This window comes from Serinicoccus sp. JS2-9, assembly GCF_059025165.1.
In genome coordinates this window covers 407,861-433,601 of sequence record NZ_CM180091.1, presented here as the reverse complement: position 1 = coordinate 433,601, position 25,741 = coordinate 407,861, and the positions used below count along the sequence as shown (strand labels likewise).

General features: G+C 71.3%; 30 protein-coding genes. 24 read left to right on the top strand and 6 right to left on the bottom strand.

What is annotated here, in order from left to right:
• Position 1 precedes the first annotated feature (1 nt).
• The 4 genes from AC5PYY_RS02255 to AC5PYY_RS02240 are packed head-to-tail and all read left to right on the top strand — an operon-like array spanning position 2 to position 3,521.
• Positions 2–1,954 (top strand): bifunctional copper resistance protein CopD/cytochrome c oxidase assembly protein, encoded by a 1,953-nt coding sequence (locus tag AC5PYY_RS02255; protein ID WP_493898187.1) that lies wholly within the window; start codon positions 2–4, stop codon positions 1,952–1,954.
• Positions 1,951–2,781 (top strand): carbon-nitrogen family hydrolase, encoded by an 831-nt coding sequence (locus tag AC5PYY_RS02250; RefSeq protein ID WP_493898186.1) that lies wholly within the window; start codon positions 1,951–1,953, stop codon positions 2,779–2,781. The genes AC5PYY_RS02255 and AC5PYY_RS02250 overlap by 4 nt, the downstream gene beginning before the upstream one ends.
• 42 nt (positions 2,782–2,823) lie before the next feature.
• Entirely contained in the window at positions 2,824–3,066 is a 243-nt protein-coding gene (locus tag AC5PYY_RS02245) for a DUF6458 family protein (protein WP_493898185.1), read from the top strand.
• Positions 3,063–3,521: a GtrA family protein gene (locus AC5PYY_RS02240; protein WP_493899309.1), complete on the top strand. Its 459-nt coding sequence runs from the start codon at positions 3,063–3,065 to the stop codon at positions 3,519–3,521. Before AC5PYY_RS02245 ends, AC5PYY_RS02240 begins: the two co-directional genes overlap by 4 nt.
• On the opposite strand, the gene AC5PYY_RS02235 is transcribed toward AC5PYY_RS02240, so the two are convergent.
• Positions 3,512–4,270: a GNAT family N-acetyltransferase gene (locus AC5PYY_RS02235; protein WP_493898184.1), complete on the bottom strand. Its 759-nt coding sequence runs from the start codon at positions 4,268–4,270 to the stop codon at positions 3,512–3,514. The genes AC5PYY_RS02240 and AC5PYY_RS02235 overlap by 10 nt on opposite strands.
• A 174-nt stretch (positions 4,271–4,444) precedes the next feature.
• Entirely contained in the window at positions 4,445–6,343 is a 1,899-nt protein-coding gene (locus AC5PYY_RS02230) for an acyl-CoA dehydrogenase (protein ID WP_493898183.1), read from the bottom strand.
• Positions 6,344–6,497: 154 nt separating this feature from the next.
• Between AC5PYY_RS02230 and AC5PYY_RS02225 the strand changes: the two genes are divergently transcribed.
• Entirely contained in the window at positions 6,498–6,839 is a 342-nt protein-coding gene (locus AC5PYY_RS02225) for a hypothetical protein (protein ID WP_493898182.1), read from the top strand.
• Positions 6,840–6,943: 104 nt separating this feature from the next.
• On the opposite strand, the gene AC5PYY_RS02220 is transcribed toward AC5PYY_RS02225, so the two are convergent.
• Entirely contained in the window at positions 6,944–7,078 is a 135-nt protein-coding gene (locus AC5PYY_RS02220; RefSeq protein WP_493898181.1) for a hypothetical protein, read from the bottom strand.
• Between the two features lie 132 nt (positions 7,079–7,210).
• Positions 7,211–8,257 (bottom strand): glycerate kinase, encoded by a 1,047-nt coding sequence (locus tag AC5PYY_RS02215; RefSeq protein WP_493898180.1) that lies wholly within the window; start codon positions 8,255–8,257, stop codon positions 7,211–7,213.
• 60 nt (positions 8,258–8,317) lie between these two features.
• Between AC5PYY_RS02215 and AC5PYY_RS02210 the strand changes: the two genes are divergently transcribed.
• On the top strand, positions 8,318–9,910 hold the full coding sequence (locus AC5PYY_RS02210) for an ABC transporter substrate-binding protein (RefSeq protein ID WP_493898179.1): 1,593 nt from the start codon (positions 8,318–8,320) through the stop codon (positions 9,908–9,910).
• Positions 9,911–9,997: 87 nt separating this feature from the next.
• Positions 9,998–10,330, top strand: a complete 333-nt coding sequence (locus AC5PYY_RS02205) for a DUF3253 domain-containing protein (RefSeq protein ID WP_493898178.1) — start codon at positions 9,998–10,000, stop codon at positions 10,328–10,330.
• On the opposite strand, the gene AC5PYY_RS02200 is transcribed toward AC5PYY_RS02205, so the two are convergent.
• Both AC5PYY_RS02200 and AC5PYY_RS02195 read right to left on the bottom strand, forming a co-directional pair.
• A complete protein-coding gene (locus AC5PYY_RS02200) occupies positions 10,287–11,429 on the bottom strand; it encodes an acyltransferase family protein (RefSeq protein ID WP_493898177.1) in 1,143 nt (380 codons plus the stop codon). The two genes, AC5PYY_RS02205 and AC5PYY_RS02200, sit on opposite strands and share 44 nt — an antisense overlap.
• Entirely contained in the window at positions 11,419–11,982 is a 564-nt protein-coding gene (locus AC5PYY_RS02195) for a hypothetical protein (protein WP_493898176.1), read from the bottom strand. The genes AC5PYY_RS02200 and AC5PYY_RS02195 overlap by 11 nt, the downstream gene beginning before the upstream one ends.
• Positions 11,983–12,154: 172 nt before the next feature.
• Between AC5PYY_RS02195 and AC5PYY_RS02190 the strand changes: the two genes are divergently transcribed.
• From AC5PYY_RS02190 to pntB, 17 genes are all read left to right on the top strand, one after another.
• Positions 12,155–12,598: a CpsD/CapB family tyrosine-protein kinase gene (locus tag AC5PYY_RS02190; protein WP_493898175.1), complete on the top strand. Its 444-nt coding sequence runs from the start codon at positions 12,155–12,157 to the stop codon at positions 12,596–12,598.
• A gap of 110 nt (positions 12,599–12,708) precedes the next feature.
• Positions 12,709–13,659 (top strand): ABC transporter permease, encoded by a 951-nt coding sequence (locus tag AC5PYY_RS02185; protein WP_493898174.1) that lies wholly within the window; start codon positions 12,709–12,711, stop codon positions 13,657–13,659.
• Positions 13,656–14,537 (top strand): ABC transporter permease, encoded by an 882-nt coding sequence (locus AC5PYY_RS02180; protein ID WP_493898173.1) that lies wholly within the window; start codon positions 13,656–13,658, stop codon positions 14,535–14,537. Before AC5PYY_RS02185 ends, AC5PYY_RS02180 begins: the two co-directional genes overlap by 4 nt.
• Positions 14,538–14,662: 125 nt before the next feature.
• On the top strand, positions 14,663–15,328 hold the full coding sequence (locus AC5PYY_RS02175; RefSeq protein WP_493898172.1) for a hypothetical protein: 666 nt from the start codon (positions 14,663–14,665) through the stop codon (positions 15,326–15,328).
• Positions 15,329–15,712: 384 nt separating this feature from the next.
• On the top strand, positions 15,713–16,828 hold the full coding sequence (locus tag AC5PYY_RS02170; protein WP_493898171.1) for a peptidoglycan-binding protein: 1,116 nt from the start codon (positions 15,713–15,715) through the stop codon (positions 16,826–16,828).
• 3 nt (positions 16,829–16,831) lie between these two features.
• Complete coding sequence (locus AC5PYY_RS02165; protein ID WP_022926038.1) at positions 16,832–17,533, top strand: ABC transporter ATP-binding protein; 702 nt, start codon at positions 16,832–16,834, stop codon at positions 17,531–17,533.
• A complete protein-coding gene (locus AC5PYY_RS02160; protein WP_022926037.1) occupies positions 17,530–18,636 on the top strand; it encodes an FtsX-like permease family protein in 1,107 nt (368 codons plus the stop codon). The genes AC5PYY_RS02165 and AC5PYY_RS02160 overlap by 4 nt, the downstream gene beginning before the upstream one ends.
• A 42-nt stretch (positions 18,637–18,678) precedes the next feature.
• A complete protein-coding gene (locus AC5PYY_RS02155) occupies positions 18,679–18,891 on the top strand; it encodes a type II toxin-antitoxin system VapB family antitoxin (RefSeq protein ID WP_022926036.1) in 213 nt (70 codons plus the stop codon).
• Positions 18,888–19,298 carry a type II toxin-antitoxin system VapC family toxin gene (gene vapC, locus AC5PYY_RS02150; protein WP_022926035.1) on the top strand — a complete coding sequence of 137 codons (411 nt, stop codon included), beginning with the start codon at positions 18,888–18,890 and terminating at the stop codon, positions 19,296–19,298. The genes AC5PYY_RS02155 and vapC overlap by 4 nt, the downstream gene beginning before the upstream one ends.
• Positions 19,299–19,435: 137 nt before the next feature.
• Complete coding sequence (locus AC5PYY_RS02145; RefSeq protein ID WP_022926033.1) at positions 19,436–19,663, top strand: ribbon-helix-helix domain-containing protein; 228 nt, start codon at positions 19,436–19,438, stop codon at positions 19,661–19,663.
• Complete coding sequence (locus AC5PYY_RS02140) at positions 19,650–19,997, top strand: type II toxin-antitoxin system PemK/MazF family toxin (RefSeq protein WP_022926032.1); 348 nt, start codon at positions 19,650–19,652, stop codon at positions 19,995–19,997. Before AC5PYY_RS02145 ends, AC5PYY_RS02140 begins: the two co-directional genes overlap by 14 nt.
• 96 nt (positions 19,998–20,093) lie before the next feature.
• Entirely contained in the window at positions 20,094–20,342 is a 249-nt protein-coding gene (locus AC5PYY_RS02135) for a hypothetical protein (RefSeq protein ID WP_022926031.1), read from the top strand.
• The gene (locus tag AC5PYY_RS02130) at positions 20,335–20,700 is read left to right on the top strand and encodes a type II toxin-antitoxin system PemK/MazF family toxin (RefSeq protein ID WP_022926030.1); all 366 of its coding nucleotides are present in this window, start codon (positions 20,335–20,337) and stop codon (positions 20,698–20,700) included. The genes AC5PYY_RS02135 and AC5PYY_RS02130 overlap by 8 nt, the downstream gene beginning before the upstream one ends.
• A complete protein-coding gene (locus AC5PYY_RS02125) occupies positions 20,682–21,755 on the top strand; it encodes an ABC transporter ATP-binding protein (RefSeq protein ID WP_493898170.1) in 1,074 nt (357 codons plus the stop codon). The genes AC5PYY_RS02130 and AC5PYY_RS02125 overlap by 19 nt, the downstream gene beginning before the upstream one ends.
• Positions 21,748–22,596: an ATP-binding cassette domain-containing protein gene (locus tag AC5PYY_RS02120; protein WP_493898169.1), complete on the top strand. Its 849-nt coding sequence runs from the start codon at positions 21,748–21,750 to the stop codon at positions 22,594–22,596. Before AC5PYY_RS02125 ends, AC5PYY_RS02120 begins: the two co-directional genes overlap by 8 nt.
• A gap of 167 nt (positions 22,597–22,763) precedes the next feature.
• Positions 22,764–24,341, top strand: coding sequence for a Re/Si-specific NAD(P)(+) transhydrogenase subunit alpha (locus tag AC5PYY_RS02115; RefSeq protein ID WP_493898168.1), 1,578 nt, complete (start codon positions 22,764–22,766; stop codon positions 24,339–24,341).
• Entirely contained in the window at positions 24,338–25,741 is a 1,404-nt protein-coding gene (gene pntB / locus AC5PYY_RS02110; RefSeq protein ID WP_493898167.1) for a Re/Si-specific NAD(P)(+) transhydrogenase subunit beta, read from the top strand. Before AC5PYY_RS02115 ends, pntB begins: the two co-directional genes overlap by 4 nt.

The window sequence follows — 25,741 nt, the reverse complement described above, 5'->3', positions numbered from 1 at the left end:
CATGGCTCTTCGCTGGACCGTCCCCGTGACGACGGTTCTCACCGCGCTGGTCGTGGCGCTCCCCGCCGCGGCGCTCTCCGGGGCCGCTGCGCCCCTGCCGCTCGGCGACGCCGGGCCGATCGTGCGCTGGGGTATGCCCGTGCTCGAGGTGGTGCACCACCTCGCCGCCGCCCTCACCATCGGGTTGCTCGTGGTCGCAGCCTTCCTCGTCCGGGAGGGCCGCGACACCGACCGCCGCGGCGCCGCCGGGAGGGTGGCCGCGCTCTCGGCGCTGCTGTGGTGCGTCAGCTCGGGGGCGATCCTTCTGCTCGGCTTCGGCGACCTCGCCGGTCTGCCGCCCGCCAGCCCGGGATATCTGCAGGACCTCGTCGCCAACGTCTGGGGTCTGGAGCCGATGCGGCTGCGGCTCATCGAGACCGTCATGGTCGGCGTGGTCCTGCTGCTCACCGCGTGGGCCCGCACCCGTGGAGCCCTCGCGTGGGCGGCGGCGGTGGCGCTCGCCTGCCTGATCCCGCTCTCGTACGGCGGTCACGCCAGCGGCACCGATGGTCACGAGACAGCGGTCACCGCGCTGCTGCTCCACCTCGGCGGCATGACGGTGTGGGTCGGGGGGCTCATGGCGCTCGGGCTCCTGCTCCCGGTGCTCGGCCCGGCCCTGCCGGACACGCTCCGGCGCTACTCGACCCTGGCGGCGTGGTGCTACGGCGCGATCGCGCTCTCCGGTGTGCTCTTCGCGCTGCTCACGGTCGATGATCGCGGCGACCTGCTGACGGCATACTGGGCGCTGATCTGGGCCAAGGTGGGCCTGCTCGGCGTGCTCGGTGTCATGGGGGCCGTGCAGCGGCGCCAGATCATCGCCCGCGGCGCCGACCGGCCGTGGCTCTTCGCCGCGCTGGCCGCGAGCGAGCTCGCCGTCATGGCGGCCGCGGTGGGGCTCGGGGCGGTGCTCTCCCGCACCCCGCCGCCGGTGGTGGAGTCCTCGAGCGACACCTCGACGGCGGTCTTCGCGCTGACCGGCTATCCCATGCCACCGCCCTACGAGACCGCGCGGCTGCTCGACACCTGGCAGGTCAACTGGCTCTTCCTCCTCGCGGCGCTCACCGCCGTCGCCCTGTATGCCGCGGGCGTGGTGCGGCTACGGCGCCGGGGCGACCGGTGGCCGCTGTGGCGGCTGCTGCTCTGGGTGATCGGGTGGGCCATCTTCGTCTACGTCACCAGCGGAGCCCCGGGCGTCTACGGCCGAGTGATGTTCTCCCAGCACATGATCATGCACATGGCGCTCATGATGGGGGTGCCGATCTTCTTCGTGCCGGCGCAGGCGATCACGCTGGCCTACCGTGCCCTCCCGTCGCGGCGCGACCGGACCCTCGGGCCCCGCGAGATCCTCGTGGCGGTCGTGCACTCTCGCTGGGCCCGGTTGGTCGCCAACCCGGTCGTCGCGGGGGCGGTCTTCTTCGGGAGCCTCGTCGGGTTCTACTGGACCGGCCTGCTGGAGTGGGCCCTCACGTCGCACACCGGACACGTCCTCATGGTGGTGCACTTCACGCTCACCGGCTTCGCCTTCGTGTGGTCCCTCGTCGGCCAGGACCCGGGTCCGCCGAAGTGGCCGGCGCCGCTGCGCATCCTCGTGCTGCTCGGGACCCTCGCCGCGCATGCGTTCTTCGGGCTGGCGCTGATGCAGGGCACCTGGCTGCTGGCACCGGGGTTCTACAAGGCGATCGAGGTCCCGTGGGTGACCGACCTGCTCGCCGACCAGCAGGTCGGCGGCGCCATCGCCTGGGGCGTCGGTGAGCTGCCCACGGTGGTGCTGGTGCTCATGGTCGTGGTGGACTGGATGCGCCGCGACGAGCGGGAGACGCGACGCTCGGACCGCCAGGCCGAGCGCGACGACGACGCCGAGCTGGCGGCCTACAACGCCCACCTGCAGCGGCTCGCGGAGAGGAGCAGTCGATGAGGATCGCGGTCATCCAACTCGGGTATGCCGAGGGTGCCGACGAGTCGGTCGAGGCGCGCGCCGAGCGGGCCGCGGGGCTGGCGCGTCAGGAGGGCGTGGGGCACGACCTGGTGCTGCTGCCGGAGCTGTGGAGCGCGGGTGGCTTCGCCTCGAAGGAGTGGGAGGAGCGCAGCCAGGACCTGTCCGGGCTGCACCGCGGTGACCTCCCTCCCGCCCTGGCCCCGCTGGCGCCGGTGGCGCGCGAGCTCGGTGCGGTGCTGCATACCGGATCGGTCGTGGAGCGGACCGCCGAGCCGGGGGAGGAGGGGCGCCACCTGTGGAACACCTCGGTCGTGCTCGATCCCGAGGGCGAGGTGTGCGCGACCTACCGCAAGATCCACCGCTTCGGCTTCGGTGGCGGCGAGCCCGCGCTCATGGAGGCAGGCACCGAGCTGGTGGTGACCGACCTGCCGGCACCGGCCGACGGGCTCACCACCGCCCTGTCCACCTGCTACGACCTGCGCTTTCCCGAGCTCTACCGACAGCAGCTCGACCGTGGAGCCGAGCTGTTCCTCATCCCCTCCGCCTGGCCGATGGCGCGGGTGGAGCACTGGCGGCTGCTGCTGCGGGCGCGGGCGATCGAGGACCAGTGCTTTGTCGTGGCCGGCAACACGGCGGGCACGCACGCCGGTGTCGAGATGGGCGGGCACAGCGCCGTCATCGACCCCAGCGGGGTGGTGCTGGCCGAGGCCGGTCCGGACGAGCAGGTGCTGTCGGTGGAGATCGACACCGAGCAGGTCGCGCGGGTGCGCGAGGCCTTCCCGGTGCTCGCTGACCGGCGACTGTGAGCGAGGGCGGATAGGCTGGTCGCACCCAAGGAAAGGATCGACATGGGTCTTGGTCTCGGTATCTTCCTGCTGGTCGTCGGCGCCATCCTGTCGTTCGCGGTCACGAATGTCATCGAGGGCGTCAACCTCGTGACCATCGGCTACATCCTCATGGCGGCCGGTGTGCTCTCGCTGCTGCTCGGCCTGGTCATCAACGCCCAGCGCACCAACACCACGCACCGCGAGATCGTGGACCGCCGCTCGGAGTCCGATGTCCGTCAGCGGCGTGACCGAGGCGGCTACTGAGCGCCGCCGAGGCCTTCGCCCGGGCCCGCGCCCGGGTCCACGCGGCCCTTCCCGAGCTGCTCCGGCGGATCATCCCTGAGACCGCCATCGGCTTCGCCGCCATCAGTTCCTTCACCTATGCCGTCGACCTGACGCTGCTGTCGGTGCTTTTCGACGGTTTCGGCGTGTGGTATCCGCTCGCCGTGACGATCGGCTACGTCGTGGCCTTCGGGCTGGCCTTCGTGCTCAATCGGTGGCTCAACTTCCAGTCGCACGGACCTGTCGGCGCGCAGACCCGGCGCTACGTCGTGACCGTGCTCGCCAACTACCTGCTGTTCATCCTGGCGCTCTCGACGACCCTCGAGGCCGTGGGGGTCAACTACCTCTGGGCGCGGCTCATCGCGGGCGCCTGCGAGGCCGTCTTCATGTATCTCATGATGCGCAACTTCGTCTTCCGCCTGAAGATCTACACCTGACCACCACACGCACCGGACGTGCGTTGGTCCCGCACCGGACGTGCGTTGGTCCCGCACCGGACGTGCGTTGGTCCCGCACCGGACGCCCGTTCGGTCTGTGACGAACGTGCGTGCGGTGCAGAAGCCACCCACGTCGTGTGTTCGATCCGGGAGCCTGGCCTCGTCGGTCCGGCAACTTCAGAGCGTCCGGCGCTGACGACAGGGGGCATCCGGCCGGCCACCGCCTCCGTGTGACCGACCACCTCGAACCCGACCTTGTCGAACATCGCCCGGGTGCCGACGAAGGCCATGGTCGTGTCCATCCGCCTCCGCGGGTCGACCGGATAGGCCTCCACCGCGGGCGCGCCGTGAGCTGCGGCATGCTCGACCGCCCCCTCGATCAGCCGGGTGGTGTAGCCCTGCTTGCGGTGTCCGCCACGGATGACGAGGCAGACGATGCTCCACACGTTCAGGTCGTCGAGCGGCCGGATCTTGCGCGAGTGGACGAGGACGGGGATGTCCGCGCGGGGCCTGACGTTGGCCCAGCCGACGGGTATGCCGTCGGCGTAGGTCGCGACACCGGGTGGTAGCTCGCGTTCGCACAGGGCCCGCATCGCCAGCTCGCGATCGCCGTCGGCGAGTTCGTCAACCTCGGCCTGCCGGAGCCGGTGCGGCACGCACCAGCAGTGGGTCGAGCGCCGGTTCGGATTGACCACATCGGCGAAGTCGTCGAAGCGATCCGGCGTGACCGGGTGGACAGTGAACTGCATACCGAGGGAGTCAAGCACCAGCGGCGTGATCTGCGACCCGCTGGTGCGCGACGAACGCGCGACCGGTGAGTGACGCGCGCCTGGTGTGTGACGAACGCGCGCCCGGTGCTTGAGAAACGCGCGCCCGGTGCTTGACGAACGCGCGCCCGGTGCGTGACGAACGCGCGCCCGGTGCTAGAAGGCGGCCTCGGGGAGGTCCATGACGGAGGCCACGTGGTCGGTGTCGGCGGCGGTGACGGTGCGGCGGTCGGAGCCGAGCCGCGGGAGCACCTCGGTCGCGAAGAAGCGCGCGGCGGCCACCTTGCCCTCGAGGTAGGCGCGCCCGTCCTCGTCGTCGGCGCTCACGCCGCTCACACCGGTCTCGCCCGACTGCAGCAGTCGCGCCGCGACCTCGGCCTCCCGCAGCAGCAGCCACCCGATGAGCAGGTCGCCGGTGGCCAGCAGCAGCCGCGTCGTGCCCAGCCCCACGGCATAGACCGCCTCGGCCCGCTCCCGACTCTCGACCGCCTTGGCCGTGAGGAACTCCACCATCGCGTTGACCTCGCCCAGCCCGCGCAGCACCGCGCCGCGCACGGCGCCGAGCCCGTCGTCCACCTGGGCGGCGGCGGTCTGCTGGACCTGGGTCGCGACATACCCCAGCGCCTGCCCGCGATCGCGCAGGATCTTGCGGAAGAAGAAGTCCTGGCCCTGGATCGCGGTGGTGCCCTCATAGAGGCTGTCGATCTTGCTGTCGCGGACGTACTGCTCGATCGGGTAGTCCTGCAGGAAGCCCGAACCGCCCAGCGTCTGCAGCGACTCGGTGCCGAGCAGGGTGAATGCCCGCTCCGAGCCGCAGCCCTTCACCAGCGGCAGCAGCAGGTCGTTGACCCGCGCCGCGAGCCCCTCGTCCGGGGTGTCGTCAGGGGCCTGCTCACCGGCGTCCTGCGCCGCGTGCACCTGGTCCTGCACGCTCGCGGTGTAGAGCATGAGCGCCCGCAGCCCCTCGGAGTAGGCCTTCTGCAGGAGCAGCGAGCGGCGCACGTCCGGGTGGTGGGTGATGGTCACGCGGGGCGCGGACTTGTCGGCCATCTGCGTCAGGTCGGCGCCCTGCACCCGCTCTTTCGCGTAGGCCAGCGCCGCCTGGTAGCCCGCCGACAGCGTCGCGATGGCTTTCGTGCCGACGAGCATCCGGGCGTACTCGATGATCCGGAACATCTGCGCGATGCCGTCGTGGACCTCGCCCAGCAGGTAGCCGACCGCGGGCCGGTCCGGGTCCTCGCCGAAGGACACCTCGCACGTGGTGGAGACCTTGAGCCCCATCTTGTGCTCCAGGCCGGTGATCCGCACGCCGTTGCGCTCGCCCAGCTCACCGGTCTCGAGGTCGGTGACGTGCCGGTCGGTGAGGATGAACAACGAGAGTCCCTTGGTGCCGGGGCCGGCGCCCTCCGGGCGCGCCAGGGCGAAGTGCACGACGTTGTCGTAGAACGGCGCGACGCCACTGGTGATGAAGCGCTTGGTGCCGGTGAGGTGCCAGGTGCCGTCGCCGGCCTTCACCGCCTTGGTCCGCCCCGCGCCGACGTCGGAGCCAGCATCTGGCTCGGTCAGCATCATCGTCGCGCCCCAGGCCTTGTCGACCATGAGCTGGGCGAGCTGCTGCTGCTGGGGGGTGCCGAGGCGGTGAAGGACGTTGGCGAAGGTGTAGCCCGCGGCGAACATCTTGACCGCCGGGTTGGCGCCCATGACCAGCTCGGACATGGCCCAGGTGAGGCTCGGGGGAGCGGGCGTGCCGCCCAGGCCCTCCTCGATCTCCAGCCGCCAGAACTCGTTCTCCACCCACGTCTGGTAGGACTTCACGAAGCTCTCCGGCATGCTCACCTCGCCCGTGGCCGGGTCGAAGACGGGTGGGGTCCGGTCGGACTCGGCGAAGGACGCCGCGATCGGGCCCTCGGCGAGCTCGGCGACCTGGTGCAGCGCCGCCCGCGCGGTGTCGAGGTCGACCTCGTCGTAGGGCGCGGCCCCGAGGATCTCGTGCCGCCCGAGGACGTCGAAGAGCAGGAACTCGGCGTCGCGGACGTTGCTGCGGTAGTGACCCACTCTGGCCCTCCAGGAGAAGTATGCGGTACCCGCCGTACACGGTTCTGGCGCCAGTGTATACCGACGGGTAACTCCCCCGCAGACCGCCCGGACTGCCCGCGCGGTATGCCGTGACCGCCCGCACGGTATGCCGTGACCGCCCGCGCGAGATGCCGTGACCGCCCGCGCGGCGCCACGCCATACCCGTGCGCGGACGGTGCTCGGGGAGAGCGCGTGGATCATCCCGACGAGGAAGTCGTTGCCGCTCGCCCGGGCGCCGCCGGTGGAAGCGCAGGTCGCCCTCGACGAGGGTCTCGTGGTCCACGCCTGGGTCGGGGATCTCGGCGCGCAGCTCGGCGACGAGCTCGGGGCCTGCGACCAGCCCCGCCCTGCGGACCGCGCCGCGATCCAGGAGGCGGCGCACACCTCCAGCAGCTCGAGGATGTCGCCTTGGTGCAGGTCGACGGCGAAGGACATCGCCTCGGTCAGCAGCGAGGGCGTGAGGGCGGTGACGTAGGTGCCGTCGCCGCGGCGGACGTCGAGGAGACGCATCGCCTCGAGCGCCTTGGCCGCCTCGCGCAGGGAGCTCCGGGAGAGCCCCAGCCGCTCGGAGAGCGCCCTTCACTGTGTGAGCCGGTCGCCGGGGCCGATCTCGCGCGACAGGATCATGTCGCGGATCCGCAGCACGGCCTCAGTGGTCAGCAACATGCGGTCATCCCAGGGCGGCGCAGGTCTGCCATGCGCGCGGTCGGTCACGGCAACTCGCGCGGTCGGTCACGGCAACTCGCGCGGCCAGTCACGGCATGTCGCGCGGTCGGTCACGGCATACCGCGCGGCCAGTCACGGCATACCGCGCGGCCGGTCACGGCATCTCGCGCGGCCAGTCGGTCAGAGGGAGGCCAGCTGGTCGGAGACGGCGCGGGTGACGCAGTCGGCGGTCTGCTCCCAGGAGGCGCTCTCCCCGAAGGTCTCGGAGAGGTCGACGACGTGGAGCCGGGTGAGGCGCGCCTGAGGCGCGTCCGGGCGCACCGTGCCGGTGACGACCACGACGGGTATGCCGTAGGGCTCGGCCGCGTCCACCACCCCGCCCACGACCTTGCCGTTGAAGGACTCGGCGTCCAGCGCGCCCTCGCCGGTCACGACGGCGTCGGCCCGCGCGACCGCGTCGGCCAGCCCGACCTGGTCGGCCACGAGCTGCAGCCCCGGCACGAGCGCGCCGCCGAGCGCGAGGATCCCGCCGCCCAGGCCACCGGCGGCTCCGGCACCCGGGTGCTGCGACACGTCGATCCCGAAGCGCTCGACATACTCCCCCTGGATCTCGAAGAGGCGGCCGGTGAGCTCGACGACCTGGTCTCCGCGAGCGCCCTTCTGCGGGCCGAAGACGCGCGCGGCGTCGACGAACGGGGTCTGCACGTCGCAGGCCGCGAGGAGCTCGACGCCGTGGTCGACCGGCCGCCGCCCCTCGAGCCCGGTGAGGACTGCCACGACCGCGCCGCGGCCGCCGTCGCTCATCGCCGACCCGCCGAGGCCCACGACGATCCGCCGGGCGCCCGCCCGGACCGCCTCGGCCACCAGTTCGCCGGTGCCCGCGCTCGTGGCCGCCACCGGGTCGTTGCCCTCCTTGCCGCCTGCCAGGAGCAGCCCGCTCGCTGCGGCCGACTCGATGACCGCGAGGCCGTCGTCCCCGAGCCGCCAGGCCGCCGTCACCGGCGTCCCTCCCGGCCCGGTCACCGACGACTCCCGGTTGGCTCCGCCGAAGGCGTCGAGCATGCCCTCGCCCCCGTCGGCGAGCGGCATACCGATGACGTCCCAGCCGACCGCCTCGGCCCCGGCGCGCGCCGCGGCGACGACGTCGGGCGCGGTCAGGGACCCGCGGAACTTGTCCGGGGCGACGAGCGCGACCGGTCGGGAGGAAGGGTGTGCTGCGGTGCTCACGAGTCGACCTTAGGGCAGCGGGATTGGCGCGGGCGCGCACCGATGGACGAAGATGCCTGCATGAGGTCGTCAACGAAGACTCGCTCCCTCGTCGCCGCGCTCGCCGCGACCGCTCTGCTGACCGCGTGCAACGCGGGCTCTGGCACCAGCACGTCCGACCCGAGCGGCGACGACTCCGGCTCGGGCGACTCCGGCTCCGACACGGGCGGGGAGACGGCCGCCGCCCCCGCGCCGGGCGGCTCGGACGAGACCGTGCGCATCGGCCTGGTCGCCGAGCCGGCGAGCCTGGACTTCACCACGACCGACGGCGCCGCCATCCCGCAGCTGCTGCTCGACAACGTCTACGAGACGCTCGTGACCGTCGATGTCGAGACCGGCGAGATCGTCAGCGCCCTCGCCGAGCGCTGGGAGGTCGACGAGGAGGGCACGACATACACCTTTACCCTCAAGGAGGGCGTCACCTTCTCCGACGGCTCCGAGTTCACCGCAGAGGACGCCGCCTTCTCCGTCGAGCGGGTCTCCTCCGACGACTGGACCATCAGCCTGAAGTCGCAGCTCGACGTGGTCGAGTCGGTCGAGGCGGTGGACGACACGACGCTGGAGGTCACCCTCGCCCGCCCGTCCAACTCCTTCTTGTATGCGTTGACCACCCGCGTCGGCGCGATGTTCGACACCGAGGGGGTCGACAACCTCGCGGAGCAGGCGCTCGGCACCGGGCCCTACACCTTCGGCACCTGGGACCGTGGGTCGCAGATCACCCTGGAGCGCAACCCGGACTACCACGGCGAGGCGCCCTACTTCGCGACCGTGGAGATGCGCTACTTCGACGACGCCAACGCACTCAACAACGCCATGCTCACCGACGCGATCGACGTGGTGTCGACGGTGCAGGCGCCGGAGTCGCTGGCGGAGTTCGAGGGGGGCGATTTCCAGATCATCGAGGGCACGACCAACGGCGAGGTCGTGCTGTCGATGAACCAGAACGAGGGCCAGCCGCTGGCCGACGCCGACCTGCGCAAGGCGGTCCGCCACGCGATCGACCACCAGATGCTCATCGACACCTGCTGGGCCGGGCGCGGTGAGCTCATCGGCTCGATGGCCCCGGTGACCGACCCGTGGTTCGAGGACCGCACCGGCGACTACCCCTTCGACCTGGAGGAGGCGCAGCGGCTCATCGGCGAGGCCGGGGCCGAGGGTCAGGAGCTGCGGCTGCGCATCCCCTCGCTGCCGTATGCCGTCTCCTGCGGCACCGTCGTGGAGTCCATGCTCGAGGACGCCGGGCTCGAGGTGACGATCGACGAGCTGGAGTTCCCCGCGGCGTGGCTAGAGACGGTCTTCACCAACCGGGACTTCGACATGTCGATCGTGGCGCACGTCGAGCCGCGCGACATGGCCAACGTCTTCGGCAACCCCGACTACTACACGACCTACGGCACCGAGGAGATCCAGACGCTCTTCGAGGAGGCCGACACCGGCACCGAGGAGGAGCAGACCGCGAAGCTCCAGGAGGCCGCCGCCCTCATCAGCGAGGAGGCCGCCGCCGACTTCCTCTTCCTGCTGCCCAACCTCATGGTGGCCGACCCGGACATCACCGGCCTGCCCACCAACGCGATCAAGGAGTCCTTCGACCTCTCCGACCTCGCCCGCGGCTGACCTGACTTTCTGGACAGAGGATTGTGGGGCCCGTTCCCCAAAAACCTCTGTCCAGAATCTGGGGCTGAGGGGAAGGCGCGGCCGCGGGTGCAGGATGCCAAGGTGGCGCTGGGGGAGCGTGGCCAGCCGTGGTGGGAGGAGCCAGAGGAGTCAGCGCAGCGCGAACGCGTCTCCTCGACGATCCGGGCGCTGCTGCGGCACCGCGACGGGAGCACCATCTGCCCCAGCGACGCGGCCCGGGTGGTCGGGGGCGAGGACTGGCGTGAGCTGATGCCGCTGGTGCGGGAGGTGGCCTGCGAGCTCGCGGACGAGGGGCAGGTGAAAATTCGGCAGCGGGGTGGCGTGGTCGATCCGTCAGACGACGTGAGCGGGCCGATCAGGATCGGGCCCGGCCACCAGCTGCTCGTGGGCGGGAGCTAGCGGGGTCGACGGGTCCACCCCCGGGAGCGGCGAGCGCCCAGCGTGGGCCGTGGCGGCGCAGCAGCACGTCCAGGCCGACGCCGGCGACGACCGCCACGACCGTAACCGCCGGCGCCAGCGCCAGATCCAGCGCCAGTGAGCCGGTGACGGCACCGCTGGTGTAGAGCGCCCTCATACCGACGACGATTGCGTTGATGACGAGCGGGTGCACGAGATAGATCGCCAGGGTGCGGCGCCCCACGGCCGATCCAAAGGCCGCGACAGCCGGCAGCGACGACGCGCGTGCGAAGAGGGCGACGACGGCGAGGATCCCGACGACAGAGGCGACGAGCTCGGCGAGGCGCCCGGCCGCGGGGACGTCCTGGAGCCACCAGTACGCCGCCGCGGCCACGGCATACCCCACCGTGAGCGCCAGGCCCACGGAAAGGGTGACGGTGTCGCCGAACCGGCGGATGGGCGCGGCGAGGACGTAGCCCAGGACGTACCAGAAGGCGAGGTCCATGAGTTGGAAGACGCCGTAGGCGAGACCGGCCGGGGCGATCTCGCGCAGGACGTCGTTCGTGAGGGGTGCGAGGGCATACAGGACGAACGTCAGCGCGAGCAGGAGTCGCGGGTGGCTGCGGCCGAGCCGGACGAGCACGAAGAAGATGGGGAGGACGCCGATGAACCAGTACGGCGAGCCCAGCATGAGTGACCGGGTGAGCTGGTCACCGAGGTAGCCCCACGGGTCCCCGGGGCGGTAGCGCACCCACGCGGTCGCGGCGAAGACCGTGCTCCACAGCGCGTAGGGCCAGAGGTAGTCGAGGATGCGCGGCCGGACGACGCGCGACCACGCGCGGGCGACCGCGCCCCCGGCGAGCAGGCCGGAGATGACGAAGAACAGCGGCATCCGCAGGGGGATGAGCAGCTCGTTGGCGACCATCCACGCGCTCGCGGCACCCGTGAGGTCTGGCGGGAGCAGCTCCTCGGCGGCGCCGTGGCCGGCGTGGTAGCCGACGACGAGGACGATGCACAGGGCGCGGGCGACGTCCATCCACACCACGCGGGTGGGGCGGTCGGCGGTGCGCGAGGTATGCCGTGCGCTCCGGTCAGCAGTCACGCTGCACCTGCGCCTTCGCCCAGCCGCCGGTCTGGTAGATCGCGGCGCGGATCCAGCTGCGGGTCGACCTCTCCTGCGGGTAGTCCCAGACGAGGACCTCGGCATCGACGCAACGCTCCATGAGCAGCCGGGCGCGGGCGGCATGCGGGGTGCTGGTGAGGACGGCTACGCGGTCCCAGCCGCCGGTCTGCGCCTCACGGGCGAGCAGGCTGGCCTCGCCCTGGGTGGTGTAGGGGTCGGGGGTGAGGCACTCGACGGTGTAGGTGTCGGTGACGAGGCCGCAGTGGTCTGTGGCGTAGGTGTCGCCGGTCTCCTGGTTGACCGAGGTGGTGGCGAGCAGGAGCGGTGCGACGCCGGAGTCCATGACCGCGAGGGCCTCGTCGATGCGGGTCTCGACCGGGCCGAGGACGTAGACCGCGTCGACCTCGGACGGTGCGTCGATCGTGGGGTGCGCGACGATGCGCCAGGCGAGCGCACTCCATGCCGCTGCCGCGAGGAGGAGGAGCAGGATCGCCCCGGCGACGGCTCGTCGGGCGGTGATGCGGACACCCACGCGGCCCAGTCTGGCAGCCGACGCGCGGCAGGGGTGCCGGGGGAAGGCCAGCAGGACCCTCGCCGGGGGTGTCGGGCGTATGTCGTTGAATGACCTTGAGAGTGCTGTTGAAGGGTCGTCGGTCGCATGTCGGTGCGATATTTTTGGAGTCGCTCGCCGCTGGCGGGGCGCTGTGCTCATCCTCGACGCCGACCTTCGGCGGCCGAGGATCGCCCAGGCGCTGGGGCTCGAGGACGCCGTGGGGCTGACCACCGTGCTCGTGGGCGACGCCGAGCCTGACGACGTGATCCAGCCGTGGCAGCAGTCCGAGCTGTCGGTGCTCGCCGGCGGTGAGATCCCGCCCAACCCCAGCGAGCTGCTCGGCTCGTCGGGGATGCGAGAGCTGATGCGACGGATGCAGCGCGACTTCGACTTCGTGCTGATCGACACCCCGCCGGTGCTTCCGGTCACGGACTCCTTGGTGCTCAGCGAGATGGTGGGGAGCGTGCTGATGGTGGTGTCGGTCGACACGAGGCGGCGCGAGTTGCAAGAGGGATTGCGGACGTTCGAGACGAGCGACGTGAAGATCTCCGGGCTCGTGATGACCAAGACCGCCGTTGAGGGGCGGAGCAACTAGTACTACAACTACTGACCTGACCTTCTGGACAGAGGATTGTGAGGCCCGTTCCCCAGAAACCTCTGTCCAGAACGTGGGGCTGGTCCGGCGCACCGGCCTAGAGTGACGCCATGGTCCTGCGTCTGCTGCACCGCGCGCTGATCTTCCTGGCGAGCGTGCTGGCGGCCTCGGTGCTGGTCTTCGCCTTCATGCGGGTGCTGCCGGGTGACCCGGCGCGGGTGGCGCTCGGCATCAACGCCTCGGACGAGGCGGTGGCCCGGCTGCGCGAGCAGTTCGGGCTGGACCGGCCCCTCGTGGTGCAGTACCTCGACTGGATGCGCGGCATGCTCACCCTCGACCCGGGCATCGAGTTCATCTCCAAGGCGGCCATCGGCCCGCAGATCGCCGACCGGATCCAGGTGACGCTGCTCCTCGTCCTCGCCGCCATGCTGCTGGCCGTCCTCGTCGCGGTCCCGGTCGGGATCTGGATGGCGGTCCGGCACCGGCACGTGGACGGGCTGCTCATGTCGGCCCTGTCGCAGGTCGGCATCGCGATCCCCGCCTTCCTCGCCGGCATCGTCCTCATCTCGGTCTTCGCGGTCCGGCTGCGCTGGGTGCCGAGCGGGGGCTGGGTCGTCCCGGCGGAGGACCCGGCCGGCTTCCTGCGCGCCATCGCGCTGCCATCCATCTCCCTCGCCGGGGTGCAGGCCGCCGTGCTCGCGCGGTATGTCCGCTCGGCCGTCCTCGACGTGCTGCGCGAGGACTACCTGCGCACGGCCCGTGCGAAGGGGCTGCGCCCGGTGAAGGCGTTGTGGCGGCACGGGCTGCGCAACGCCGCCATCCCGGTGGTGACGGTGCTCGGGCTGCAGCTCGCGACCCTGCTCGTCGGGGCGGTCGTGATCGAGCGCGTCTTCGACATCCCCGGCCTGGGCTCGCTGCTGCTGGACTCCGTCGCCCAGCGCGAGCTGCTCACCGTGCAGACGGTGGTCATGGTGCTCGTCGTCGCCACCCTGCTCATCACCTTTCTCGTCGATGCGCTCTATCTCGTCATCGACCCGAGGCTGCGGACGGGGGCGACGTGAGCGACATCCAGGGCGCGGCCGCGCAGGGGGCCGAGACGCAGGCCGCCGCCGGAGACGACTCCGGGCGCCGCCTCAACGCCTCGCTCCTCATCGGCGGCGGCATCGTCGTCGCCGTCGTCGTGCTGTCGCTGGTCTCCTACGTCTGGACGCCCTACCAGCCGATGCGGGTCCTCCCGGTCGAGGCCTACCAGACGCCCAACGCCGAGCACTGGCTCGGCACCGACCGCTACCGCCGCGACGTCTTCACCCAGATCCTCGTCGGGGCACGCACGACCCTGTATGTCGGCTTCGTCGCCGTCGGCGTCGCGGCGCTCGTCGGGGTGCCGCTCGGGATCCTGGCCGCGATGTCGCCGGGCTGGCTGGGTCAGCTGGTCATGCGCGGCAACGACGTGCTGCTGGCCTTCCCCGCACTGCTGCTGGCGATCATGTTCGCCGCGCTCTACGGCGGCTCGACCAGGGTGGCGATGATCGCCATCGGGATCGCGACGATCCCGGCCTTCGCGCGCATCACCCGCTCCGGCGCGCTCGGGGTGATGAGGACGGAGTACGTCGTCGCCGCCCGGGCCGCGGGACGCTCGCCGCTGGGGATGGCGGTGCGCCACGTCATACCCAACGTGGCGGGGCTCGTCATCGTGCAGGCGTCGGTCTCCTTCGCCATCGCGATCCTCGCCGAGGCGGCGCTGGCCTACCTCGGCCTGGGCACGCCGACCGGCCAGGCGAGCTGGGGGCGGATGCTCTACGAGGCGCAGACCACGTTGCGCACGGCGCCGCACCTGGCGCTCATCCCCGGCGCGGCGATCGCGCTGTCGGTGCTCGGCTTCAACCTCTTCGGCGACGGACTGCGGGACTGGCTGGACCCGAAGCTGGAGAAGAGGTGAAGAGTTCCTGGAGTAGAGGTTTGGTCAAGAGCCCGGCCTGGATGTTGCTAACCCGATCGGGGGGGGGTACGGTCGAATCATAGCTTGGGGGCGAAGAGGCTCCCTGCATCTTTGAGGGCAGATATATGTATGCGATTCTTGCGAAAACTGACTGCTGGCGCACCGGGCACGTATGCCTTCTGCGGCGACGGTTCGCCCTGAACCCGGCGTCCGGCAGACTGCGGATCGCAGTGGGGGCTCGCGTCAGGCGACTCTCTGCCATTGCGCTAGCCCTCGCGGTCCTCTGGGGATGCAGTAGTCCGGGGACCGTCGATCAGGAGCGAAGCACTGATGCGTCGCAGGCCACCGACCTGTCGACCCTGAGCGTCGAAGAGTCTCGACAATTGCGAGGGACCGCGGCCCGGGAGGCGCTGGAGCAGCGTCGACAGTGCTTGGAAGACCGAGGATTCCCGTCTCAGCAAAACGCCGATGGCACGCTGACGGTGGAGGTGGGCGAACAACGGCAGGCCTACGAGCAGGCTAATGAGTCGTGCGATCAAGAGGTGGACTACGGGGCTGCGGCTGCTCCCCTGACCGATGAAGAGATCCGATGGTTGTTTGACGAGAATGTCAAGGCCTATGAATGCCTGGTTTCGGAGGGATTCTCGCCGTCCGAGCCGGTGAGTTTCGGCGTGTTCCTGGCAGATTATCGTGAAGGACGGTCCCCCTGGTCCCCGTTCTTGCCTTCAACCGGCGAAGGGTCAATCATGACCGAATCGTGCCCTGAGCCGGACATCAACGCGCAAGAGTAGCTCAAATGTGTGACGTGTCTACGGCGCCCTCATGGCCTCGCGAGAAAAGACCTGTCTGTGTGTAGCAGATCAGTGTTCGTTGGGTGGTCGTCTCAGCATGGTGTTGCCGGTGGTCATCCCGGCACTGGTTGCTGGGGTGCAGGGTGGTCGATCTCTCGTCTACGGTGAGCACCGACGGAGTCGAGCCAAAGGCAAAGGGGTTGACGAGGAGGCACTTCGGCTGATCGGTAAGTGTCTACAGGAGCCTGGGTCGCGGGAGCCGACATCTATGAACAGGTCACGGTCAGTGACGTTAAACGGGCCGATGTGGAGGAGCGGTGCCCACAGGAGGAGCCCGTTGGCAAGAACCCAGGAGGCTCGTGCTATCTGTGGAAGGATCGGCGGATGGTGAGGAGTGCGGGGAGGACCTCGCGCAAGTCGGGCGTCGCGCTGCTGGTCGTGCTGCTGGTGATCGGGGTTGGGGCGGCGGGGTGGTGGGCGTCGCGGGCGACGTTGCCGGACACGTCGGTGGGCGAGTCGAGCTCGCCGGCGGGTGAGGTGGTGTGGGGTGAGGTGGTCCAGGGGTCGGTGGGGCGGTCGTTGCCGTTGTCGACCACGGTGCGGCAGCCGGTGGGGGTGGTGGCGGTGAACGGGTTGTCGGGGGTGGTGACCTCGACGTCGCCGGGCCGGGTGGAGACCGGTGGTGTGGTGTACGTGGTGGGGCGGACACCGGTTCGGGTGGTACAGGCGGAGGAACCGTTCTGGCGGGAGCTGTCTCGGGGTGCGCGCGGTGAGGACGTGGTCGCGTTGCAGGAGCTGCTAGTCGCTGGGGGGTACCTGGACGCTGAGGCCGATGGTGACTTCGGTCAGGTGACTGAGGATGCGGTGGAGGTGTGGCAGGAGGAGCAGGGGTTGCCGGGGTCGGGGTCAGTTTCCTTGGGGGAGCTGGTGGCGGTGCCGCAGCTGCCGGCCACGGTCACGGTCGGTGAGGCAATCAGGGTGGGGGGTCAGGTGTCGGGTGGTGAGGACGCGGTGCTGGCGCCGACGGGGGAGCGAGACTTCGTGCTGGTGGTGACCGCGGAGCAGGCCCGGTTGATCCCGGCGGAGGCGACCGTGGAGATGAGTTTCGAAGACCAGGAGTGGACTGGGGTGATCGCGGGGTCGAGCGTGGACGAGTCAGGGTCGACGGTGTTTGAGCTGACCGCGCCGGGCGGTGGGTCGGTGTGCGGAGAGGAGTGTGGGCTCCTGCCGGGGGATGAGCAGGTGACGGTGCGCTCGGAGGTGGTGGTGGTGCCGCGGGTGGAGGGGTTGAGTGTCCCGGCGGCAGCGGTGCGGACCCACGCGGATGGCAGCGCGTTCGTGGTGACCGAGGACGGGCAGGTGGACGTGGTGGTGGCCGGCTCTGGGCAGGGGATCGCGGTCGTCGAAGGTGAGGGGCTCGTGGAGGGGCTGCGGGTGCTGGTGGCCGGGGACCCAGCGCAGGTGCCGGGGGATGGTGGCGATGAGACCGGGGGAGGGTGAGCCGTGCTGGCCCTAAAGGGGGTGTCGTTCTCCTACGCGAGGGGTGCTGAAGAGCTGTTTGGAGGGGTGTCCCATGTGTTCACCCCGGGGGTGGTGACGGCGGTGACGGGTCCTTCGGGGCGGGGCAAGTCGACGTTGTTGTACGTGCTGGGGTTGATGTTGACCCCGACCAGCGGGCGGGTGCTGGTGGAGGGTGAGGCGGTCTCTGCCGCGCCGGATGCGGTGCGGGCGCGGGTGCGGGCGCACCGGATCGGGTTCGTGTTCCAGGACGCGGCGTTGGACCCGACCCGGACCGTGCTGGACTCGGTCATCGAGCCTGCGTTGTATGCCGGGTGGCGGCTGCGCGATGCCCGGGCCCGCGGGTCGGGGTTGCTGGCGCAGATGGGGGTCTCGGCGCGGGCGGGTCACCGGCCGGGGGAGATCAGCGGTGGGCAGGCGCAACGGGTCGCGGTGTGCCGTGCTCTGGTGACCGACCCGGTGGTCGTGCTGGCTGATGAGCCGACGGGCAACCTGGACCGGGACAACGCCGCCGGGGTGCTGGCCGCATTGTCCGCAGCCGCTGGCGGACGCGACCAGGCCGCAGGGAACGCTGATAACGGGGCAGGCTCGGGCCCCGACAGGGGGACTTCCGAGGGGCGGACGGTGGTGATCGCCACGCACGACCCGTTCGTGCTGGACCACGCGGATGAGGTGCTGGCGTTGTGAGGTGGGTGCTGGTGGTGCGGGAGGCGGTCGCGACGGCGTGGGCGTCCAAGGTGCCCTCGGCGCTGGTCGGGTTACTGGTCGCGGTGATGTGCGCGGCCACGATCGCGACGGTGGGCCGGACCGCCGCCGCGGAGCAACAGCTGACGGACCGGTTGGACGAGGCCGGGTCGCGGGTCCTCGCCGTTGCCGATGCCCGCGGTGACGGTCTGTTGCCGCCGACGGTGGTGGACCAGGCGAGCACCCTGTCGACGGTCGAGCGTGGGGTGGGGACCCTGATCCCGGTCGATGTCGTCAACGGGGTCATCGGGCAGGGCGGGACCCGGGTGCCCGCGTGGGGGGTGCACGGTGACCTCGCCGCGGTCGCCAACCTGCAGGCAGGGCGTTGGCCCGGCCCGGGCGAGGCGATCGTCACCGACACCGCGATGACACAGCTCGGGATGGCCGACCCGGCCGGGTGGGTCGCGTTGGCCTCGACCACCCAGGTCGACGACTGGTCGGTGGTCGGGACGTTCACCCCCAGGGACCCGTTCGGTGACTACGCCGCTGGGGTGCTGTACGTCGCGCCGGCCGACCAACCGGTGGACGCGGTGCAGGTGGTGCTGACCGACGCATCCGCCGCGCAGGCCACCCAGGCCAGTGTCCTGGGCCTGGTCGACCCGCCCACCCCGGATGCGGTAACCATCACCTCCCCTGTCTCTCTGGCCGACCTGCAGGCCCAGGTCACCGGCGACCTTGCCGCGTTCGGTGCGACCCTGCTCCTCGGGGTGCTCGGCGGCGGTGCCCTGCTCGTGGCGATCGTCGTCCTGGCCGACGTCCTCGTCCGCCGCAAGGACCTCGGCCGCCGCCGCGCCCTGGGCGCTACCCGGGCCACGATCATCACCCTGGTCATCGGCCGCACCCTCGCCCCCGCCATACTCGGCGCCGCCCTCGGGGTGGCAGCAGGCCTGGCCCTGGCCGCACGCCTCGGCCCCGACACCATCCCCCCGGCCGACTTCACCACCGCCACCGCCACCCTCGCCCTCATCGCCGCGACCACCGCCGCCATACCCCCCGCCCTCTACGCCGCCACCCGAGACCCCGTCCGCGTCCTCCGTACACCCTGAGGGCTATACACCAACAATACACGCATCGTGTATCATGCGTGCATGAGCAGGGTGAGGACCAATATCGAGATCGACAACTCCTACGTCGAGACGATCATGGACCGCTACGGGGTGAGAACGAAGACCGACGCTGTCGACCTGGCGCTGCGGCACCTGGCCGGGCAGCCGATGTCGAGGCAGGAGGCGCTCGCCATGCGCGGGGCTCGCGCCATCGAGGAGGTCCCGGACGACCTCCCGCCGCAAGGCGTCGCGTGATCCTGGCGGACACCTCGGCCTGGGTCGAGTACGACCGGGCAACAGGAAGTCCCGTCGATGAGCGGATGGCCGAGCTGATCGCCTCCGGATCATCGCTCGCCGTCACCGAGCCGGTCATGATGGAGGTGCTGGCCAGGGCCCGGACCGCGGACCGCGAGGACGACCTGCGCCGGCTCCTCCTCAGCGTCACGTTGCTGCCTGTCGAGCCGGTCGCCGACTTCGACGCGGCGGCGCGGATCTACCGGCGCTGTCGGGAGTCGGGGGTCACGCCACGAGGGCTGCTGAACTGTCTCATCGCTGCCGTCGGGTGGCGACACGGGGCTTCGCTGCTCGCCCACGACGTCGACCTCGACCGCGTCGCAGGAGTCGTGGGTCTGCCGCTCGACGACGCCTCGCTCCGCGCCTGAGCCATGACCTTCCCCCAGATCGCACTCTTCGCCATCTTCGGCGCGGTCATGGTGCTGCTCGTGTCGATGCCGATGCTGCTCGTGGCGTGGCCGCTCCAGGGGTAGCACCGTCGGTAGGGCGCGAGTAGCATAGGGGTATGAAGGTGAGTATCAGCCTGAGCGCCGAGGACCTCGGGGCCCTGGACAGGTATGCCCGCCAGGCCGGCCTGGCCTCCCGCTCGGCAGCCGTCCAGGCTGCCATCCGACGGCTGCCCGACGCCGAGATCGAGAACGACTACGCCCAGGCGTGGGACGAGTGGGCGAAGGGCGACGGCGGTCGCTGGGAGTCGGTTGTCGGTGACGGACTTGCCGATGCTCCGAGGTGAGATCCGCCTCGTCGACCTCGATCCGACGAGAGGCAGCGAGGCCGACAAGCGTCGGCCGGCGGTGCTCGTCAGCAACGACCGTGCCAACACCACAGCAGCGCGCCTCGGGCGTGGGGTCGTGACGGTGGTGCCCGTGACGAGCGCCGTCGAACGCATCTACCCCTTTCAGGTGCTCCTGCCCGCCGACGAGACCTCCCTGCGTGTCGACTCCAAGGCCCAGGCGGAGCAGGTCCGCTCGGTGGACGTGCGACGGGTCGGGGCGGCCGTCGGTCGGGTGCCGACACCGCTCATGGTCGACCTCGAGGACGCCTTGCGGGTGCACCTCGCTCTGTGACGCTGGGCGACGTCGAGCACAGCGGCACTCCGCGATCTCGGCCTGGTCAGCAGGCAGGCGGTTGCCGCGGCCGCTGTCCAGAGTCATACTCCAGGTATGACTGGGCTCACGACCATCAAGGTGGCGTCTGCGACACGGGACCAACTCAAGGCGCAGGCGGGCCGGGCCGATCTGACACTGGGACAGTACCTGGACGCGCTCGCACGCCGAGGGGAACGAGAGGGGCGCTTCGCCCGGCTCAAGGCACAGATCGCGGCGACCAGCCCGGCGGACCGGGACTCCTGGTCGCGGGAGACCTCGGGTTGGGAGCGTGCCGAGCTCGCTGACTCGGTCACCGATGGGTGAGGGCGCTGGGCCACCGTCGCCGGGGGACATCTGCTGGGCCTGGCTCGATCCGGTGAGCGGTGGGGAGCAGGGTGGGCGTCGCCCGGTGGTCGTGGTGAGCGGCCGCGGCTACCTGGACGTGGTCGATGAGCTCGCCATGGTGGTTCCCGTCACCCGCGTCGACCGGGGGTGGGAGAACCATGTCGCGGTGGAGGCTGGTGTGGTGTCCGGCTTCGCCATGACCGAGCAGGTCCGGACCCTCTCGCGGCAGCGGCTGCAGGGCATCGTGGGTGACGTCGAGGATGACGTCCTGCGCGAGATCCGCAGGTGGCTCGCGGACTTCTTGGAGCTGGGTGAACCGTGGCCGGGGTTGCCGTGAGCACCGAGGCGGCGCAAGAGGCCAGCGGCGAGCGCACGGTGCTGGCGGTGGAGGGGCTCGACGTGGGGACCCGGCATACCCCGTTGCTGCACGACGTCTCCTTCTCCATCGACCGGGGCGAGCGGGTCGGGCTCATCGGGGAGTCCGGGTCGGGCAAGTCGCTCACCGCGCTCGCGATCATGGGGCTGCTCGGCGAGGGGCTGCGGGCGAGCGGTGACGTGCGGCTGTCCGGGCGGACCCCCGCCGCGCGCAACCTGCTCGACGTCGGCGAGCGCGAGATGGCGCGGCTGCGCGGTGACGCGATGTCGATGGTCTTCCAGGAGCCGATGACGGCGCTCAACCCGACCATGCGGGTCGGTGCCCAGGTCGCCGAGGTGATGCGGATCCACGGCACCCGCGACAAGGCCGGGGCGCGACGACGGGTCGTCGAGCTGCTCGACCAGGTGGGGCTGCCCGACGCGGCGCACCTGGCCCGGTCCTACCCGCACGAGCTCTCCGGTGGCCAACGGCAGCGGGTCGTGCTCGCGATCGCGCTCGCCAACGACCCCGCCCTGCTCATCTGCGACGAGCCGACCACCGCCCTCGACGTGACCGTCCAGGCCACCGTGCTCGACCTCGTGGTGCGCGGTGTCGAGCAGCGGGACGCCGCGATGCTCTTCATCACCCATGACCTCGCCGTCGTCGCGACGGTGTGCGAGCGGGTGCTCGTGATGTACGGCGGGCGCATCGTCGAGGCAGGCCCCGTCGGTGAGGTCTTCTCCGACCCGCGCCACCGGTATACGCAGGGCCTCATCGGCGCCTCCGACCTCGCCGGCGGGGAGGGTCGCCGAGCCCGGGCCGCGCTGCCGACGATCCCCGGCACGGTGCCCCCCGCCGGCCGCTTCCCCGACGGGTGCGTCTTCCGCAGCCGGTGCGACCACGCCACCGACCGTTGCGAGGCGTTGCCACCGTGGACGGCGCGCGGCGAGCACCCCGCGGGGGAGCTCGCGCACGGCTTCGCTTGCCACCACCCGGCGGGCGAGACCACCGCCGAGAAGGAGGGGAGCCGTGGCTGACTCCGAGACCCCCGCCGTCGAGCTCCGCGGGGTGTGCCGTGACTTCCGCCGCCCCCGCACGTCGCTGCGCGAGGCGCCCCCGGTCGTCCGCGCGGTGCGCGACGTCACCCTGACCATCGGGCAGGGCGAGCGCTTCGGGATCGTCGGCGAGTCCGGGTCGGGCAAGTCGACGCTGCTGCGGCTGATCTGCGGGCTGGACCGGCCGACGTCGGGAGAGGTGCTGGTCGAGGGGCGCCCGGTCGGCGACCAGCCGGCGCGGCGCCTCGGGTGGCTGCGGGAGAAGCTGCAGCTCGTCTTCCAGGACCCCATGAGCAGCCTCGACCCGCGGATGCGGGTGCGCGACATCGTCGCCGAGCCGCTGGTGGCGCAGGGCCTTGGCGGCGACCACGGGGCGCGGGTGCGCGAGCTGCTGGAGCGGGTGGGCCTCGACCCGGACGCCGCCGACCGCTACCCGCACCAGTTCTCCGGAGGGCAGCGCCAGCGGATCTCGGTGGCTCGCGCGCTCGCGCCCGACCCGGACATCCTCGTCGCCGACGAACCGGTGTCGGCGCTGGACGTGTCGGTCCGGGCCCAGGTGCTCAACCTCGTCGACGAGGTGGTCGACGGGCTCGACCTCACCCTCGTCTTCGTCAGCCACGACCTGTCCGTGGTGCGCCATGTGTGCGACCGGGTCGCGGTGATGCAGGACGGGCAGGTCGTCGAGGTGGGGGAGACCGAGCAGCTCTTCGCCGAGCCGCAGCACGCATACACCCGGTCGTTGCTCGCCGCGATCCCCGACCTGCACGCCGCCCTGGCCGGTCGCACCGCGCAGGACCTCGCGCGCGGCGCCTCGCGCGACTGACCAGGGGGTGCGGTCACCAAGTTGCAACCTCCATCGCCCTCTAGCGTGATGGAGGATGCCGGAAGCTGACCGCACTTTGGGGTGGGGCGGGGTCGGCTGCGCCGGTGTCGGTATGCCGGGCTAGGGTCGGTCTCGCTTCGAGGCTCGAGGACGAGAGGGGAGCACCGGTGCTGATCGGCATACCGCGGCAGTCGCGGGAGACCCAGGCGATCGTCGCCGCCACGCCCAGCACGGTGGCCACGTTGCGCAAGCGCGGGCACACGGTGCTGGTCGAGAAGGGCGCGGGGGAGCGGGCGTCCTACCCCGACGTGGCCTACCGCGACGCGGGCGCCACCCTCGTCGACCCGGGCGGGCTGCGCGAGGCCGACCTCGACCTGCTGGCCGCCGTGGACCCGCCGACCCCGGCCGAGGTCGCGGCCCTGCCGCCCGGCATCACGATCGCCTCGCTCCTGGCCCCCGCCCGCTCGCCCGACCTCCTCCGGGCGCTCGCCGACCAGGGCGTGACGGCCCTCGCCATGGACGCCGTGCCCCGCATCTCCCGCGCGCAGAGCCTCGACGTGCTCAGCTCGATGGCCAATCTCTCCGGCTACCGCGCGGTCATCGAGGCGGCGCACGACTACGGCGGCATGCTCGCCGGCCAGGTCACCGCGGCCGGCACCACGCCGCCGGCCACCGTCTTCGTCGTCGGCGCCGGGGTCGCCGGGCTGGCCGCGATCGGTGCGGCGCAGTCGCTCGGGGCCCAGGTGCGTGCCTTCGACGTGCGCCCCGAGGTCGCCGAGCAGGTCGAGTCGATGGGTGCGACCTTCGTCCGGCTCGACGTCGACACCAGCAGCGGCCGCAGCGACGGGTATGCCGGCGAGCTCACCGAGGACGCCGAGCGCGCCACCTCCGAGCTCTACGCCCAGGAGGCCATCACCGCCGACATCGTCATCACCACCGCGCTCATCCCGGGCCGCCCAGCCCCGCGCCTCATCGACGCCGGGACCGTCGCCGCGATGCGCCCCGGGTCGGTCGTCGTCGACCTCGCGGCGGCCGACGGCGGCAACGTCGAGGGCACCCGGGCCGACGAGCGGGTCGTCACCGACTCCGGGGTCGCGCTGCTGGGCTGGACCGACCTCGCGGGGAGGATGCCGGCCCAGGCCAGCCAGCTCTACGGCACCAACATGGTCAACCTCGTCGGACTGCTCTCGGGGGAGCCGGAGGACGACAGCGCCGGCGGCCCCCCGCTCGTGCTCGATCTGGACGACCAGGTGCTGCGCGCGATGACCGTGGCCCACGACGGCGAGGTCCTCTGGCCGCCGCCGCAGGTCTCGGTGAGCGCCGCCCCGACGCCCGCCGCGGCGGTGACGCCCGAGGTCGACCCGGCGCACGGGCATACCGAGGCGCGCCCACCGGACTCGCGCCGTCGGCGAGCGGTGCTCCTCGCCCTCGCGGTGCTGGCGGCCCTCGGCGCCGCCTTCGCGCCGGACGAGCTGCGCATGCACCTCACCGTCTTCGCGCTCGCCGTGATCGCGGGCTACTACGTCATCTCGCACGTCACCCACGCGCTGCACACGCCGCTCATGTCCGTGACCAACGCGATCAGCGGCATCATCTGCGTCGGCGCGATCCTGCAGGTCGGCAGCACCAACACCTGGGTGACGGCGTTGTCGCTCGTGGGCATCACCGTAGCCTCGATCAACATCTTCGGCGGCTTCACCGTCACGCACCGGATGCTCGGGATGTTCCGGAGGGCGGAGTCGTGACGCTCACCTCGGCGGTCGACGCTGCCTACCTCGTCGCCGCGCTGCTCTTCCTCGGCGCCCTCGCCGGGCTGTCGCGGCACGAGTCGGCGCGCCGCGGCAACCTGCTCGGTATCACCGGCATGACGCTCGCGCTGGTCGCGACGGTGGCGCTCGCCGTGAGCACCGCGCAGCGCGGGGCGCTCACCACCCTCCTGCTCATCGCGGTGGCGATGTCGCTGGGAGCGGTCATCGGCATCTGGCGGGCGCGTCGCGTCGAGATGACCGGTATGCCCGAGCTCGTCGCGATCCTGCACAGCTTCGTGGGCGTCGCGGCGGTGCTCGTGGGCGTCAACACCTTCCTCGGCGAGGGGTATGCCGGTGCCGCCGGCGTCAGCCAGCGCATCGAGATCGCGGCCGGGGTCTTCATCGGCGCGGTCACCTTCACCGGGTCGGTCGTGGCCTGGGCCAAGCTCTCGGCCCGGATGAAGAGCTCCCCGCTCATGCTGCCGCGGCGCCACCTGCTCAACCTGCTCGTCGTGCTGGCGAGCCTGGCGGTGTCGGTGTGGTTCGTCGTGGCCTCGAGCCTGCTGCCGCTGCTCCTGCTCACCGCCCTGGCGCTGCTGCTCGGCGCGCACCTCGTCGCCTCCATCGGTGGCGGGGACATGCCGGTCGTCATCTCGATGCTCAACTCCTACAGCGGCTGGGCGGCGGCCGCGGCGGGCTTCATGCTCGGCAACGACCTGCTCATCATCACCGGGGCGCTGGTCGGCAGCTCGGGCGCGATCCTGTCCTACATCATGTGCAAGGCCATGAACCGCTCCTTCGTCTCGGTCATCGCGGGCGGCTTCGGCGCCGATCCGGTCGGGCCGGCGGGCGACGGCGAGGAGGAGGGCACCCACCGGGAGGTGGGCGCGGAGGGTGTCGCCGAGCTGCTGCGGCAGGCCCGGTCGGTCGTCATCACGCCCGGCTACGGCATGGCCGTCGCCCACGCGCAGCACCCGGTCGCCCGGCTGGTCGAGCGGCTCGCCGACCTCGGCGTGGACGTGCGCTTCGGCATACATCCGGTCGCCGGGCGCCTGCCCGGGCACATGAACGTCCTGCTCGCCGAGGCGCGGGTGCCTTACGACATCGTGCTCGGCATGGACGAGATCAACGACGACCTCGCCTCGACCGACGTCGTCCTGGTCATCGGCGCCAACGACACCGTCAACCCGGCCGCGATCGAGCAGCCGGGCAGCCCGATCGCGGGGATGCCCGTCCTCGAGGTGTGGAACGCCCGCGACGTGGTCGTCTTCAAGCGGTCGATGGCGACGGGCTACGCCGGGGTGCAGAACCCGCTCTTCTTCCGCGACAACACGCAGATGATCTTCGGCGACGCCAAAGACAAGGTGGAGGAAATCCTCACCGCGCTGGCAGGCTGA